The 16,407-nt window shown below is 27.2% G+C and carries 12 protein-coding genes and 1 pseudogene; 1 reads left to right on the top strand and 12 read right to left on the bottom strand.

Annotated elements, in window-relative coordinates:
• Positions 1-130 precede the first annotated feature (130 nt).
• Complete coding sequence (locus tag Q5O44_RS13810) at positions 131-628, bottom strand: hypothetical protein (RefSeq protein ID WP_022169033.1); 498 nt, start codon at positions 626-628, stop codon at positions 131-133.
• Positions 629-785: 157 nt separating this feature from the next.
• Between Q5O44_RS13810 and Q5O44_RS13805 the strand changes: the two genes are divergently transcribed.
• Positions 786-1,394, top strand: coding sequence for a methyltransferase (locus tag Q5O44_RS13805; RefSeq protein WP_022169032.1), 609 nt, complete (start codon positions 786-788; stop codon positions 1,392-1,394).
• 318 nt (positions 1,395-1,712) lie between these two features.
• On the opposite strand, the gene Q5O44_RS13800 is transcribed toward Q5O44_RS13805, so the two are convergent.
• From Q5O44_RS13800 to polC, 11 genes and pseudogenes are all read right to left on the bottom strand, one after another.
• Positions 1,713-2,141: a hypothetical protein gene (locus Q5O44_RS13800; protein WP_022169031.1), complete on the bottom strand. Its 429-nt coding sequence runs from the start codon at positions 2,139-2,141 to the stop codon at positions 1,713-1,715.
• A gap of 33 nt (positions 2,142-2,174) precedes the next feature.
• Positions 2,175-2,687 (bottom strand): annotated as a pseudogene (locus tag Q5O44_RS13795) (response regulator transcription factor); the annotation flags it as partial.
• 171 nt (positions 2,688-2,858) lie between these two features.
• On the bottom strand, positions 2,859-3,695 hold the full coding sequence (locus tag Q5O44_RS13790; protein ID WP_022169029.1) for a deoxyribonuclease IV: 837 nt from the start codon (positions 3,693-3,695) through the stop codon (positions 2,859-2,861).
• Positions 3,696-3,829: 134 nt separating this feature from the next.
• Positions 3,830-4,783 carry a UV DNA damage repair endonuclease UvsE gene (uvsE, locus tag Q5O44_RS13785; RefSeq protein ID WP_022169028.1) on the bottom strand — a complete coding sequence of 318 codons (954 nt, stop codon included), beginning with the start codon at positions 4,781-4,783 and terminating at the stop codon, positions 3,830-3,832.
• Between the two features lie 111 nt (positions 4,784-4,894).
• Positions 4,895-6,277, bottom strand: coding sequence for a L,D-transpeptidase family protein (locus Q5O44_RS13780; protein WP_022169027.1), 1,383 nt, complete (start codon positions 6,275-6,277; stop codon positions 4,895-4,897).
• Between the two features lie 90 nt (positions 6,278-6,367).
• Entirely contained in the window at positions 6,368-7,861 is a 1,494-nt protein-coding gene (gene cls, locus Q5O44_RS13775; RefSeq protein ID WP_302638197.1) for a cardiolipin synthase, read from the bottom strand.
• Positions 7,862-8,037: 176 nt separating this feature from the next.
• The gene (locus Q5O44_RS13770) at positions 8,038-8,628 is read right to left on the bottom strand and encodes a zinc dependent phospholipase C family protein (protein WP_022169025.1); all 591 of its coding nucleotides are present in this window, start codon (positions 8,626-8,628) and stop codon (positions 8,038-8,040) included.
• 141 nt (positions 8,629-8,769) lie between these two features.
• A complete protein-coding gene (locus Q5O44_RS13765) occupies positions 8,770-9,690 on the bottom strand; it encodes a hypothetical protein (protein ID WP_022169024.1) in 921 nt (306 codons plus the stop codon).
• Positions 9,691-10,062: 372 nt separating this feature from the next.
• Positions 10,063-10,629 carry a manganese efflux pump MntP family protein gene (locus tag Q5O44_RS13760; RefSeq protein ID WP_022169023.1) on the bottom strand — a complete coding sequence of 189 codons (567 nt, stop codon included), beginning with the start codon at positions 10,627-10,629 and terminating at the stop codon, positions 10,063-10,065.
• Between the two features lie 310 nt (positions 10,630-10,939).
• On the bottom strand, positions 10,940-11,896 hold the full coding sequence (locus Q5O44_RS13755; protein WP_022169022.1) for a DUF2971 domain-containing protein: 957 nt from the start codon (positions 11,894-11,896) through the stop codon (positions 10,940-10,942).
• Positions 11,897-12,048: 152 nt separating this feature from the next.
• Positions 12,049-16,398: a DNA polymerase III subunit alpha gene (gene polC / locus Q5O44_RS13750; protein WP_022169021.1), complete on the bottom strand. Its 4,350-nt coding sequence runs from the start codon at positions 16,396-16,398 to the stop codon at positions 12,049-12,051.
• Between the last annotated feature and the right edge of the window lie 9 nt (positions 16,399-16,407).

The following is a 16,407-nucleotide window of genomic DNA, read 5'->3' as shown; positions in this document are numbered from 1 at the left end:
CACCTCCAGTATTTAAAAACTAAAAAATATTTTCTAATATTAATAATATCAGTTGCCAAAGGGTTATTTCAACTAAAATAATAAAGGATGTCTATAACACCCTTTATTTTTTCTCATATTTATTTTCTTATTAGATATATTCATTACTAATAAATAAACCTTCTGACTTAAATATATCCATAATAAATTTTAAATCTTTGCATCCAAAATTAATAATTTTAACTTTCCAATAGCTTATTTCCAAACCAATTTTTAAATCATTAAATACAAAATACATTCCTTCATTTAAAATAGTTAAGTTATACATTATATCATCAATAAATCTATTTATATCTTTATAATACTCTAAAAAACTAACTCCATCTTCAAAATCATCATTTAAAAAGTAGATATTATCATCAAAAATATAAAGCTTGCTTAAAGCAGCAACAAACTTATTGGCCATATTATATTTACTATTGCAAAGTATCTGCTTTTCAAACTCATCATATTTACTATTTTTAAACCCTTTCGGTACAACCGAAATAATAAATACATTTTTACATTCTCTCTGTTTATATTTTTCATCTGTCAATTTCTGAAATAATATACGTATCGCTTTATTTTCTTTCATAGTTTCTTCTGACATTTTTAACATCTCCTTCAAGAAAAATATAATAATATCATGATTTAATTATAATACTATTTAATTATTATATAAATAAATTAAGTATATAAAACTCTATTTCTTCAATATATTTTATGATATATTATAGAATATATTATATTTGCAAAGGAAAAATTTTATGGAACAAAGTTTTGAAAGATTATTAAATATATCCACCAGCGGCAACCAAAAAAACTTTAATGAATTTATTCATTACAATAGATATGAACCAACTTCCTATTATGTACTAGAAGCCCTTCTTCACAATTATCCCCTTTTAGAAAGTGATAATGTTGTTGATTTTGGATCTGGTAAAGGAAGATTAAATTTCTTTTTAAATCACTTCTTTAAGTGTAGAGTTACTGGTGTGGAAATGAATAAGTATTACTATGAAGAGGCTTTAACAAATACTAAAAACTATTTAGCTAAAAACAAGGGCTATGATCCTTCTAAAATATCATTTGTTAACTGCATTGCAGAAGACTATGAAATAAGCCCTAATGAAAATAAATTTTATTTCTTTAATCCTTTTTCTGTACAGATTTTTATCAAAGTGGTAACTAACATCATTTATTCTGTAGTGGATGAGTATAGACCAGTTGATTTAATTCTTTATTATCCTTCCGAAGATTACATATATTATTTAGAAAACTATACCATGTTTCACTTAGTAAAGGAAATAAAATTAAATGAGCATTATGAGCAAGATAATCGAGAAAGAATCCTAGTATATAGGCTTCAATATTAAATGAAAATCACGTGATATTCATATAGAAACTCACGTGATTTTTTTATATAAAAAAATTTTAAAATTTGTTACTTGGTAAATTCATTAAGTTCAACGTACTTTTCTTTAATTATTAATATTTCTCTTAAAGGAATAGTATGTTCCTACAAAATAGCATAAATATATTCCAATCATTAAAATAACACCTAAAATTATGGTCAAAATAAATACTTCATTACCTATATAAGTATTTATGATATCCTTATAAATAATATAAAAATTATAAATAAATATTATAACCCCAATCATTGCTATAGCAATTGGAATAATAAAATACACCTAATCTTTAAGCGAAATTTCTTCATATCCAAGCATCCTTCTCATTTTGTTGAAATCACTTAATCTTATGCCTATCATGGAGATATTCTTTTGATCTATATTATAATACTCTTCTTCATTTATAAAATACTTTTTTACTTCACAATAATTATTTACATCATATCCTTTTTCATTTAGATAGTCTACAACCTCACTATAATCTAATGCTGGTAATTCATTAGCATTACTTATATTGGCTTCTGATATAAAACTATGGCTATAGTTATTTCTAATTTCTACATCAAAAGGAACCCTCATTTCTAAATATCCTAGTGCCCACTCTGCCATCACCAAAGTAATTATAAAGCTTATAACAGTCCCTAAGAAGGTAATTGAAATGGTAGCCATCAATATTGGCGCTGATTTTATCTTTGCTACCAATGTTCCCATTATAAAAAGATTTGTTCCTATAATCTTTTAATCTCATACTATATAACCTTGACCTCTTTTAGTTTTTATATAATCCTTTAATCCAATTTCATCTATTTTATTTCTTATTCGTGTAATATTCACTGTAAGGGTATTATCATTAATAAACATAGCACTATCCCACAGATATTCCATAACATCTACTCTTGATACAATTTTTCCTTTATTAAGTAGTAGATAATATAATATTTTTAATTCGTTTTTAGTTAATTCAATACTTTTTTCATTATGCTCAATGGTACTTGATAAAATATTTAATGTTAAACCATTATGTTCAACAATGTCCATATTATTATCATTAGGATACGCTCTTTTAATAAGGGCATTTATTCTTGCTAAAAGTATTTGTGTATTATACGGTTTAGTAATAAAGTCATCCCCTCCTAGAGTAATAGCCATTAATTCATCTATATTGGTATTTCTACTTGTTATAAATATTATGGGTACTTTTGAAAAGCTACGTATTTCTGTGCATATTTTAAAGCCATCATCATTAGGTAAATTTATATATACTTGCAAAATAACAATTATACAAATATGGAAATTTACTTGCTTACATTTTTGCTCAAAATTTCTTTCTCAAATATTAGTGACTTTATTTTCTATATTACACTTTAATAAATGCTAAAAAGACGTTTTAGAAATTAATCTAAAACGTCTTTTTGGTATTTACTAAATTTAATTTTCTTCATATGCAGCTTTTAACATTTCAATTTCTTTAGCATATCCATCTAATTCATTAGGTGTTTCTAAGAAAAATGGTATATTACGAAGTTTTGGGTGATTTATGATTCTCTTGATAGCTTCAAAGCCAATTTCACCTTCACCAATCTTTTCATGTCTATCCTTATGACTTTTAAATGGATTCTTACTATCATTTAAGTGTATAGCATGTAGCCTATCAAGTCCAATTATTCTATCAAATTCTTCTAAAACTCCATCTAGATCATTAACTATATCATAGCCAGCATCATATACGTGGCAAGTATCTAAACATACACCCATTTTTTCATTTAGTTCAACTCTGCTTATTATTTCAGCTATTTCTTCAAAAGTTCTTCCAACTTCTGTACCTTTTCCAGCCATTGTTTCTAATAATACAATTGTAGTATGTTCTGGTTTTAGTACTTTATTAAGCATTTCAACTATATAGTTTATACCAACATCTACACCTTGCTTAACATGGCTTCCTGGATGGAAATTATAAAGACTTGTAGGTAAATATTTTAATCTTTCTAAATCATCAGCCATCATTTCTGAAGCAAATTCTCTTGTGCTTTCATCAGCAGAACACCCATTAAGAGTGTATGGCGCATGAGCTAATATTTTAGCAAAATTATTTTCTTCCATTAACTTTCTTAAAGCTAATATATCCTTTTCATTTATATCTTTTGCTTTTCCGCCTCTTGGGTTACGTGTGAAGTATTGGAATGTATTAGCACCTATTTTAAGAGCTTCTTTTCCCATATTTTCATAACCTTTTGTAGTTGATAAATGACATCCTATGTTTAACATTTAATCCTCCAATTTATCTAAATGGTACAATATGTATCCTTTTTTTATTTTTATAATATATATCTATAATACTATAATACACTTTTATTATCAACTAATAATAATTATTTAGACAATTTAAAATACTGTATTCTTTATACTTCAAATGTGGTTTCATCTATCCAGTTGTAATTATTCTTTATATCATCTACCAGCTTAAACAATGCAATATCCTTCTCCTTACACTCAAGCATCACATCAAAATCCCTATTTATTTTCTTAGCTGAATTTATAAATTTAACAAACTCTTCTCCATTAATATAATCAGCATGCTTTCTATCAAATTCCCCTTCTCTAGGTGATGAAAAATGTATCTTAGGTGGAAGAGGTTCTTTATTCCAAGTATTAAAAATTTCATCCAACATTTCAAAGATATTTTCACCATTATTATTACAGTTATGATGGTGTATATCTAGTACCATTGGAATATTTAAAGTTTTACAAATCTTTAGAGTTTCTGATGCAGTATATGTTTTATCATCATTCTCTAAAATCACTTTGTTCTTTATCCTTTCAGGATAAGTACTAAAATTATTTATAAACCTTTCTATGCCAGCTTCCTTTCCACCTGTAGCTCCTCCAACATGCATTACCATTTTACCTTTATCATAATTCATTTCCTCAAACCAATCTACATGTATATTTAATGTGTTCTTAGCACTTTCAACTACAGCTAGATTAACACTATTAATAACATTAAATTCATCAGGATGCGTATCAACTCGCATATTAGATTCATTAATAAGTTTTCCTATATATTGAAAGTCTTTATTAAACATCTTCCTATAGTCAAAGTACTCTACTTCTGGATGTGTTATTAATGGTATTAGTGCTGAAGTAATTCTATAAAAATGTATATTATTTTCAATATTATATTTAATATGCTTTTCCAATCCATTTAAGTTGGACATTATAACAGTTTTTAGCTTTTCAAACTTTTTCTCATCTGATATAAGCTTTTTATAATTGCTATATGTTACAGTACTTGAACTAGTAGCCTTTTTTCCTAGTTTATTAGAAATAGCAACATAACCTAACCTTACAATCATTTTTATCTCACCGTCCTTGTTTATATTGTGTCCTAACTTTGAAAGTTAATTATTTTTTCTTATAATATAAAAAAGGATAGCTATTATAAACTATCAATTCTTTAAGATTATTTACTTTTCGTCATAACATATTACTGGTGTTCCAGCTTCAATTTCTGCAAATATTTTTTTAGCTAAATATTTTGGTGCATTTATACAGCCATGAGTACCATCATTTAAATATATATCTCCACCATAAGAATATCGCCAAGAAGCATCATGAAGTCCTATATTACCATTAAATGGCATCCAATAATTTACTTTAGCTTCATAGTTAGCACCACGTAAAGTAGAATTTTCCTGTTTATATGTTATTTCATATATTCCAAGAGGAGTATCGTTACCATTACTGACATTACCAGAAACAATATCACCCTGTGCTATTAATTTTCCCTGTTTATAATACCAAATATGCTGTCTAGTAATATTAATTTCCAAATAACTATCACCAAAATCATTTTCTCCTCTACAGACACCCTTTTGCAAATATTCTGGTTCTTTTTCTAGGATGGATCCATTTTCAATATCCTCTTTTAATATCTGAGCTTCTTTCTTCTTATTAATCCTCCATCCGTAGTAACCACCAGATACACTTAATGTTTTTCCAGTTGATGTTTTAAATTCACGTGCCACGCCTACAGTGTCATATTTTTTTGCTAAATTTGTAATATAATTCATAATTGCCTGAGCATCTATTGATACATTTAATTCATCATCTATCTTTATCCATTGATTTATTAATGAATAATCTACCACTTCATTTTCATCACCAAATACATAAGTTATCTTAGAAGACATGTATTGATCTATGATATTTTTAGCTTCCTTTACTTCCTTAGAGTAAGAGCAGTACTTAGGATTTACATAGCAATTAGCTTCATCTAAATTCAAAATTTCCTGACCTGTGTAAATTGACTTTACTACTTCAGTATAAACTTTTTCTTTATCGAGGTAATTACCATACACTTCATCTACTATTACAAATTCAGTATTTATAAAAATAAGACTAGCATTTTCAGGATATATAATGTCATCTTCATTAAAAAATTCTAAATTATCTATTTTATTCTTAAGTAAACCTTCATCATAAGAGTAAATATCTTTTATCACATAATTCTTCTTTTTAAATATGCTTGTTATCCATAAAAATGAATTTTGTTTTTTAACTATAGTCTCAAGTTCATTATTATCCATATATTTAAAATTTAAACCACTTAAATTAATTTCACTACTTTTTCCTCGCCCTTCTATAAGCAATTTATAATCTTCAACAGTAGTTTTTATATGATTAGATGCCTTGCCTATATTCATACAAGATATATCAATTCCATTAATACTTGTCCCAATTAAGAAATGACTTCTAAAAAAGCAACAAATCATAATATATAATATAATAAATATTACTAATAATGTTATAATCTTCTTAAGCATTATATTATCCAAATATCTTTTCATATATAATAGTCCTTTCATTTTAAATTGTCTATCAATACTATATATAATTATGTTTAATTCCATTTATTCATGCATCATAAGTAATATATATTATAGAAGAGGAGCAAAAATCCTTAAAATACTTCCACCAATTTTATATAGTAAGTTAGTATTCTTACAATCATTTAGCGATACTAATTTACATTTGTTTAAAGTTTCCTTGAAATCTTCTGATATTTTTTTAATTATATCATTCTTATAAATGAAAGTTGCACATTCAAAGTGAAGATATAAGCTTCGAAAGTCTAAATTAATGGTACCTACAACTGCCTTTATATCATCAGATACAAACACCTTACCATGGATAAAGCCTGGCATATATTCATATATCTTTACTCCACTTTCAATAAGATCTTTATAATAAGTTCTTGTAAGCATAAATACAAGTTTTTTATCTGGTATATGTGGAAGAATAATTCTTACATCTATACCTCTTTTACTGGCATAAGTAAGAGCTCTAATCATTTTACTATCAATTATTAAATATGGAGTCATTATATAAACATAATTCTTTGCAGTGGCTAATATATCTAAATAAACATTTTCACCTACCTGTTCTTCATCTAATGGACTATCTCCAAATGGCATAATATATCCATGATTTTCATTTAAATTATTTATATCATTACATATATATTTTGCATAATTTTCTGGATTTTTCTCATTTATATTCCACATTTGTAAAAACATTATTACAAAACTTTTTACTGCATCACCTTCAAGCATTACTGCACAATCTTTCCAATGACCATATTTACTTATCCTGTTAATATATTCATCACCTATATTTATACCACCGTTAAAAGCTACTTTACCATCTATGACTAATATTTTTCTATGATCACGATTATTTTGATGTGTTGATAATGCTGGCCTTATAGGTGAAAACATCTTACACTGTATTCCTTTTGTTTTAAGATATTCAGGATAATTATAAGGCAACATGGCAATGGAGCACATACCATCGTACATAACCCTTACCTCAACACCTTTCTTCACCTTCTCCTCTAATAAATCACTGATGGTATTCCACATTTCTCCTTCTTCAATGATAAAGTATTCCAAAAAAATATATTTTTCAGCTTTCTTTATTTCTTCAAGCATTCTTTTATATTTATATTCTCCCAGTGGAAAATATTCAATCTTTGTATTTTTATATATTGGATATTTACTAACTCTCTCAACATATCTAGCTAAATTGGCCACTTGTATATTACTTTTATATAGAGTATCCATTACATCAGCATTTTGTTTAACAAATATACTTGTCTCTTCTTCTAGTAATTCTAATCTTTTATTAATTATCTTTACTCCATATTGAAATTCAACAAACAAATAAAATATACAACCAAATACAGGAACCAACAAAATAGGAATTATCCATGCTAGCTTAAATGAAGGATCTTCTTTTTTATTTAAAATATAGATAACCAATATAGTTGATAATACTGTAAAAAAACTATATAAGTATATTATATAATCTGTTAGTTTTAAAAACATAATAGCTAATATTAATACTTGAATAAATAATAATATTAAAATCATAAATGTCCTTCCATATATCACATTAAACAACTTCTTTTTATGAACATTCATCATATCACCTTTCTTTCTTTAAATAACCTATTTATTTAACTGCATTATCACTTTTTACTTAATATAATTTATTTAATAATCTATATTTTTATCTTTAATAAAAAAATAGGATGCACTTCTGCATCCTATAAACTACTTGCTATTCTAATTTTATATTCATTTTCAATTATGTTATCAATAATCATATTCATTATAGTATTACATACATAACAAGCGTACCTTAAATCATGTTCATAACTGCTATAATTTTCATACTGAAATAACATTTCATTTATAAACTCAACAACATTTTCCGCTTTAATTTCTATGTTCTTTTCATCTGTAAAATTATATTCCTTTGCTACTTTATCTAAGTTCTTTTCATACATTAAATGTTCCTTTACTATATTGGCACTTTTAAATTCCCATCTTTGATGATGAGGTAAACAGAAATAGTCACAAAGGAAATGACATATTACTCCTAACTCTTGATTAAATTTATTAATAGTATAAGTAGTATATAAATCTTTAATTGATAAATTACTTAAAAACTCAATTTTATTAATTATCATTAAAAAGCTTTCATCTTTATAATGCTTCATTAGCTTGTACTTTAAAGCACAGTCAGGCTTTATATTACCCCAAATAAACTGTGTTTCTTTTAATAAAGCCTTTTTATCATAATCCATATTTTCGTATATTTTTCTGCCCATTAGCATATGAGTATTTATTAACATAATGTAACCTTCTTTATCATTTTATTATTAATATAATAGTATGTTCATCTACTATTAACAATATGTATTAAGAGGCAATTATGTCATACTTTAAATAATACTAAAATTATTTCATCTAAATTTAAAATATTCTATTTTTAACTATTTATATTTTTTTCTTATTTCTTCAAGCTTCTGAAGAAATAAATTTTTGCTATTTTCAATTTCCACATTTTCATTTTTATGTTTATTCAATATCTCTTCTTTAAAATTTCTAAATTTATAATTAAATTTAGTAGAATGGCCTGTTGGATGCCCTTGTACTAATCGTTCTTTAATAAAGTTTAATTTAGACACTTCTTTCCTTATACCATTAGACAATCCTTCTATTTTATCCTTTAATGTATCCACAGAAGTTCTTATCTTATCACCAAACTCACTAACATCACCTTCAGTGCCATCTTTAATATAATATAGCTGATTAGCTGCATTATTTAATATTAATTGAATTTCAGATTTTAATTCTTTTATTTCACTTAAAGCCTTCTCAGACCTCTCCATAAGTTTATTTATATCAATAGTAGCTTTAATGGATGTTATAGTATCAGCAATTACAATTAATGTTATTATTATAGCTGCAATCATAACAAAGTTATCATTTAATAATAATACATACTTTTCTATAGGCTTATGTATGAATTGTACCAGTAAAATAGATAGTACACCCCAAAACAATGAGCATACAAGACAAATTCTTCCCTTATATTGTATTTTGTAATAACTATAATCCCAATACCTAACCTTAAATATTATTTCCATAAGCCAGCCAGTAAAATATTCTAGAATAGTAGCTGCTATCATTCCAACAAAATAAACAGCAAAAAGATTATTCCTAAATGGTAGCGTTATAAATAACACTAATACAGCACCCAATCCGTAAATTGGCAGAAGAGGACCACTTAAAAAACCTCTATTTATAAGTTTTTTATTTTCAAATGATACAATTGTTGACTCAATGCACCATCCTAGAAAACAATATATATAAAAAAATATGAACCATTGATATATATTATATAACCCCATGTTATCTCTCCTTTCATTTCTAGATGCTTAATTTTTTAATATACCTCTTAATATACTTATTTTACCACTTTTTATTTATTTTTCCTTATTGTTCATAAATATTTTTTATTTTTATAGTACAAAAGTGGCTGGCGCCACGCTTCAGCGAAGAAAGCAACTTTTGTTAGCCAACCAAAAGGTTCTAAAAGAAAAATAAGTCCTTACAAAAATTTAATTAATTTATTTTTCTTTTACGGTTCTTTTTGGGCACTATAATTTTCTTTTTAACGCATTAGTAACAGCATATATAAGAAATGGCCAATCAATCAGTATTCCCCTATGGTAAAAATTTTATACCTTCCTAAGCGTTAAAAAAAGGAGTATTTCTACTCCTTATATAATTCCAGTATGTTCTAGTAAAATTTTTAATCCTATACAGATTAAAATTATTCCACCAAGTAATTCTGCTTTTGATTTAAATTTATCACCAAATATATTACCTATCTTCACTCCACACATTGATATTATAAGTGTTATAATACCTATGAAAATAACAGCTGGTATTATATTTACCTTTAGAAATGTAAAAGTAATCCCTACAGCCAACGCATCAATACTTGTGGCAATTGATAATATAAGCATTGACTTAAAACTTAAATCAGATTCTTCAATCTCTTCTTCGTCATCTTTGCTTAATGATTCTTTTACCATATTGATGCCTATTATAGCTAATAAAATAAATGCTATCCAATGATCAATTGCTTTTATTTTATCTTGGAATCTATATCCCATTAAATAACCTATTAATGGCATTCCAGCCTGAAAAATTCCAAAATATGCTCCAACAATCCCTGCCTTTTTAAGTGTCACTTTTTTCATTCCAAGACCTTTGCAAATGGAAACAGCAAATGCATCCATAGCAAGTCCTACTGATAGAATAATTAATTCAATTAATCCCATATTATTTCCTCATTTCATTAGTATTTGTTAAATTTTATTATTCATTTATCACACCTTACATATTAATTTCAGTTATCTCTCATAAATATAGCTGAAATTGCTATACATAAGTCTTTTTTATAAATAAAAAGAGACTAAGCGTATAGCAAATAAAGCTATACACCAGTCTCATTATTTAAGACAAGCCAGATGTAAACAATCAGTATGTTGACTTGCCACGTATCTCGTATACGCCAATTACTCCCTAGTGAGTATAACAACCATTAAATTATATCATAAAATATAAATTTTTCAATAATTTATAAAATATTTATCTATAAGTTGCTTTAGATTTAATTATTTCTATTTTATTTGAATCGTATCCATTTTCTAATAGAAAATAATATAAATCCATCTTACTTAGTTTACATTTAGGTCCAATGATGATTTCCCTAATAATAACATCATTTATATAACCTGAAAAATCAATATTACAATATGCTATAAGTTGATTTTTCCTTAAAATAAATTTTATTGGAGTTATCTTATATCCTTTTATAAATAACTCTTTTTCAAAAAATCTTTTACTTTCACATATACTTATAGGTCCGTTTATTTCTGGATTAAACATCTCTGGATCATATATTATTCTTACTTCCTTTTCTTCACTAAAGGCAGGATTTTTTATTACACAACTGATATTTTCCAATTTAGCAATTAATATTTTACAAAATATATTAAAATTTTCTTTAAAAAATCTATCAAAATCTATGCTATGCTTTTTTTCTATATTGTAATACTTTTTTTCCATAGATTTTATAGAACTTCTAACTATTTCTCCAAGTCTCTTCTTTTGCTTATCCTCTCGATAGATTACTTTTTCCACCAGTATATTTTTATTTTTGACTTGTTTAATTACTTTAAAATCAAATCCAATGGAAAGTCCTTCCCCATCTTGTCCATAAGCTCTCCATTGGCTTAGTTTGTCTTTTTCTTCAGAAAAACATGTACTTAAAATAGGTCTATTATCAAATAAAACTTTATTCATTTCCTCATTGTAATATTCTAAATAGCTTTTATTAGCTTCGTTATTTATGTAATAGTCTTTTAAATTCAAATTAATATTATAATTATTTAATTCTTCTTTAAGAACTTCTTTGATATATTTTTTACTCCAGCGCTTCTCCATATAATCGTTAGTCTTATTTAAATCAGATAATCTTATGCATTTATTTTGCATTATGAGATAAAAAGCATTGATACTACAGTAATGATAAATAAAATTCATCTATGACACATTGCTCCTTTATAACATTTTTATTAAATCTTCTTAAATAATAAAAATAACTTTCTCTTATAAAAATAGTACAGAAATATTTTTCACATTCCTGTACTATTTATATTAATTTTCTTTTATTTTAGAATTGGTTTTCTCAATAATTAAATCATATCAAAAAAACTTACTTGGTCACTTTCTGGCAGTCCCCTTAAACAATCAAATTTTTTCAATAATTCCACTGCTGAATTTCCTATTTTAGCCCTCTTTTTCAAATTATCAATTGAGCTTATAGGTATATCTTCATGAACTGCTTTAAATATTGCTTCTGCTGCAACATTTCCCATCCCTGAAATACTATTTAGTGGTGGTCTTAGTCCATCATCCTCTACTTTAAATTTGTTTGCATCTGATTTATATAAATCCATCGGTAGAAATTTGAATCCTCGTTCATACATTTCTAATACTATTTCTAAATCATCATACATGTCTTTATCTTTTGGTGCCGCTTCATTACCTTGCTTATTAATTTCCTGCATTTTTTCCTTTACCTTTTCCTTGCCAAAAATCATAAACTCTGCATCAAAAGCTTTTGCTCTTATGGAGAAATATGCTGCGTAATACGCCATAGGTATATGAACTTTAAACCAGGCAATTCTAAAAGCCATCATAACATAAGCAGCTGCATGAGCCTTAGGAAACATATATTTAATCTTCTTACAAGAATCAATATACCACTCAGGGACATTATTTTCCCTCATTAAATCTTCGTATTCAGCCCACTTTTCTGGGTCCTTCAAAGCTTTTCCTTTACGAACAGTTTCCATTATTTTAAAGGAAGTATTCTTTGGAAGTCCCATCTTTATTAAATAAACCATAATATCATCTCTACAACATACTGCATCACTTATACTAGTAATTACACCAGAATCTATTAACTCCTTAGCATTCCCAAGCCACACATCTGTACCATGTGATAAACCTGAAATACAAAGCAAGTCTGAAAATGACATAGGAAGAGTATCTAAGAGCATCCCCCTGACAAATTTAGTACCAAACTCTGGAATGCCAAATGTACCAACCTTAGAATTAATTTGTTCCGGAGTTACTCCCAATGCCTTTGTTGATGAAAAAAGAGACATGGTTTCTTTATCATCAAGGGGAATTTTCTGTGGATCAACTCCAGTAATATCCTGTAGCATTCTAATTACAGTAGGATCATCATGGCCTAATATATCTAGCTTCAATAAATTTTGATCTATTGAGTGGTAGTCAAAATGAGTTGTAATAATGTCTGAATCTGGATCATCTGCTGGGTGTTGTACTGGACAAAATTCAAATATTTCTCTCCCCTTTGGAACAACTATTATTCCTCCTGGATGCTGTCCTGTAGTTCTTTTGATTCCAGTACATCCTTTGGCAATTCTTATTATTTCTGCCTTATTTATATTTTCGTTATGTTCTTCATAATACTTTTTAACATAGCCAAAGGCTGTTTTTTCTGCAATAGTTCCAATGGTTCCTGCCTTAAAAGTTGTACCTTTTCCAAATATAACTTCTGTATATCTATGTGCTTTGGCCTGATACTCACCAGAAAAATTCAAATCTATATCTGGTTCCTTATCTCCATTAAAGCCAAGAAAGGTTTCAAAAGGTATATCCATTCCATCTTTATCAAGTTTTTCACCACATACAGGACAAATTTTATCAGGCAAGTCAAAACCATTTTTATATCCATAATCATTAAAATCAGAATATTTACATTTATGGCATCTATAATGTGGTGGTAATGCATTTACCTCTGTAATCCCTGTCATATAAGCAACTACTGAAGAACCAACAGAACCTCTTGAACCAACAAGATATCCATCTTGATTTGATTTCCATACAAGCTTTTGAGCAATTATATACATAACAGAAAATCCATTTTTAATAATTGAATCCAGTTCTTTATCAAGCCTTTCCTGTACAATCTTAGGCAATTGATCACCATATAATTCATGTGCCTTTCCATAAGCTATATCTTTAATAGTCTGCTCGCATCCATCAATATGTGGAGGGCATTTTTCTGGTGAAATAGGACTTATTTGGCTGCACATATCTGCTATTTTATTTGTATTTTCCACCACTACTTCAAAGGCTTTTTCATGGCCTAAATAAGCAAATTCTTGAAGCATTTCTTCTGTTGTCCTTAAATATAACGGTGCCTGATTATCTGCATCCTTAAATCCTTGTCCTGCTTCTAAAATACGTCTATATATTTCATCTTCAGGATCCATAAAATGTACATCTCCAGTGGCTACAACAGGTTTACCAAGCTTATCTGCCAGTTTTACTATATACTTATTTATATCTTTTAAATATTCATCATCAGGAATATCACCATTCCTAATTAAATATTCATTATTTTTTAAAGGTTGGATTTCTAAATAATCATAATATCTTGCAATACTTTCTATTTCTTCATCACTTTTTCCCTGTAAAATTGCCTTATAGAGTTCACCTTCACTACAGGCACTTCCAAGTATCAAACCTTCTGAATATTTTTCGTACATGCTTTTAAGTATACGTGGCTTTTTATAAAAATAATCAAGATGAGAGTAAGATACAAGTTTATATAAATTTCTAAGACCTGTATAATCTTTCGCTAATATTATTGCATGATATGTTTTTAACTTTTTATATTGTTGCTTTTGAGATTCTTCATTACAAGCATAATATTCAATAGAATCTAATGTAGTTACTCCTCTTTCTTTAAGTATTTCCATCATAATATTAAATACTTTTACAGTAGTATCAACATCATCTAAAGCTCTATGTGCCACCTCTACTTTTATTCCTAAATTTTTAGCTATCCTACCAAGCTTATATGTCTTAAAATCTGGGAATATATCTTGAGCTAAGATTAAGGTATCTATATAAGTAAAATCAAAATTATAGCCTAACTCTTTAGCATTATGTCTTAAAAAACCTATATCAAAATCTGCATTATGGGCTACTAACACAGAATCTCCAATAAATTCAAGTATTTTTGGAAAAACCTTATCTATGGTTTCTGCTTTCTTAACCATATCATCTGTAATGTTAGTAACTTCAACTACCTTTTGAGGTATAGGTTTTTCAGGATTTATAAAGCAACTAAACTTATCAATGACCTTACCATTTTGTAATTTCATTATTCCAATTTCAGTAATCTTTTCTCTTTTAGGTGAAAAACCTGTTGTTTCCAAATCCAATACGCAGAAGGTGGTATCTATATCTTGTCCTTTTGAATTTTTAACAGATGGCTTCTTATCTGGTGCTAGATAAACTTCTACCCCATAGATAATCTTCATATTAGGATTATCTCTTCCTAATAGCTTGTGAGCTTCAGGAAATGCTTGTACAACTCCATGATCTGTTATGGCTATAGATTTCATTCCCCAACTCATGGCTCTTTTAATTAAATCACTTGCAGAAGTCATTGCATCCATCTGACTCATCTTTGTATGCATATGAAGTTCCACTCGCTTCATTTCTGAATTATCCATTCTAATAGCTTTATTTAATCCACCACTCTCTACTATGGTGTTTGCTATAACTTCAATTTCTCCTGAAAACTTACTATAGCCTGAATTTCCATAAATCTTAATGCCTTTACTGCTTTTAAGCCTTGATAATACTTCATTAAATAGTTCTCCTTTAATAAAACTTTTACAGCTTATGGAACTTGAACCATCATATAAATCAAATGAAAGTAATATCTTTCCACTTCTTAATTCTTTACTTTCAATATTTGATATTTCACCGCATAAAGCCACAGTCCCCTCATAAGGAGTTATATCTGAAATCTTTATGATTGGTTCTTTAAAATTCGAACTTCTACCTAGTATCAACAATGGATCCTTTTTCTTTTTTGAATCATTTCCTTCAGTACTTATGTCTTTTGCTTTTATCAATTTCTCATTAATACTTACTTTATCTTGTAAATTCTCTTTGAAATTTCTATTAATACTATCCAACTCTTTTTTATCTTCAAGATATTTTGCTTCTATCAATGCTTGCTCATCAACATCATCAATGAAGTTCACTTTATACTTTATTCCATAAATACTTTGTACAAAATCTTCAATTTCCTTATGAATCTTTAAATCAAATAGTATATGAGATATTTCTAACTTAAAGATTAAATTAATATTTCTATCCTTGATTTCATATTCACATGTTTTTATAGCACCTCTTAGGAAAGGATGCTTCATACTTAGTGCACGCACTATTTCCTTAATTTCTTCTTCAATTGGTTTTTTATTTACATCTTCAGTATATTTAATTAGGACTTTAGCATCATTTAAGAGAAATCTCTCCTTTAAAAAATTATTAAAACGTTCAATTTCTTTAATTTCAATATATTGATTTGATGTTATTTTTAACTCTAAAGTCTTAGATTTTTTTCTTAATGTTACCTTTTCTATTTCCGCACATCTTATGGTGCCTCCACTTTCATAATCATTAAAAACTTCACCTAATTTTTTCATATATCCTAG

Origin of the sequence: Clostridium sp. CAG:221, assembly GCA_000435835.1 — a bacterium.
GTDB lineage: Bacteria > Bacillota > Clostridia > Clostridiales > Clostridiaceae > Clostridium.
This window is presented reverse-complemented; position numbering and strand designations above follow the sequence as displayed.

Excerpts from the sequence above, each read along its gene's own strand:
- Q5O44_RS13810 (WP_022169033.1), bottom strand. The coding sequence starts at position 628 with ATGTCAGAAGAAACTATGAAAGAAAATAAAGCGATACGTATATTATTT.
- Q5O44_RS13805 (WP_022169032.1), top strand. The coding sequence starts at position 786 with ATGGAACAAAGTTTTGAAAGATTATTAAATATATCCACCAGCGGCAAC.
- Q5O44_RS13800 (WP_022169031.1), bottom strand. The coding sequence starts at position 2,141 with ATGGGAACATTGGTAGCAAAGATAAAATCAGCGCCAATATTGATGGCT.
- Q5O44_RS13790 (WP_022169029.1), bottom strand. The coding sequence starts at position 3,695 with ATGTTAAACATAGGATGTCATTTATCAACTACAAAAGGTTATGAAAAT.
- uvsE (WP_022169028.1), bottom strand. The coding sequence starts at position 4,783 with ATGATTGTAAGGTTAGGTTATGTTGCTATTTCTAATAAACTAGGAAAA.
- Q5O44_RS13780 (WP_022169027.1), bottom strand. The coding sequence starts at position 6,277 with ATGAAAAGATATTTGGATAATATAATGCTTAAGAAGATTATAACATTA.
- cls (WP_302638197.1), bottom strand. The coding sequence starts at position 7,861 with ATGATTTTAATATTATTATTTATTCAAGTATTAATATTAGCTATTATG.
- Q5O44_RS13770 (WP_022169025.1), bottom strand. The coding sequence starts at position 8,628 with ATGTTAATAAATACTCATATGCTAATGGGCAGAAAAATATACGAAAAT.
- Q5O44_RS13765 (WP_022169024.1), bottom strand. The coding sequence starts at position 9,690 with ATGGGGTTATATAATATATATCAATGGTTCATATTTTTTTATATATAT.
- Q5O44_RS13760 (WP_022169023.1), bottom strand. The coding sequence starts at position 10,629 with ATGGGATTAATTGAATTAATTATTCTATCAGTAGGACTTGCTATGGAT.
- Q5O44_RS13755 (WP_022169022.1), bottom strand. The coding sequence starts at position 11,896 with ATGAATTTTATTTATCATTACTGTAGTATCAATGCTTTTTATCTCATA.
- polC (WP_022169021.1), bottom strand. The coding sequence starts at position 16,398 with ATGAAAAAATTAGGTGAAGTTTTTAATGATTATGAAAGTGGAGGCACC.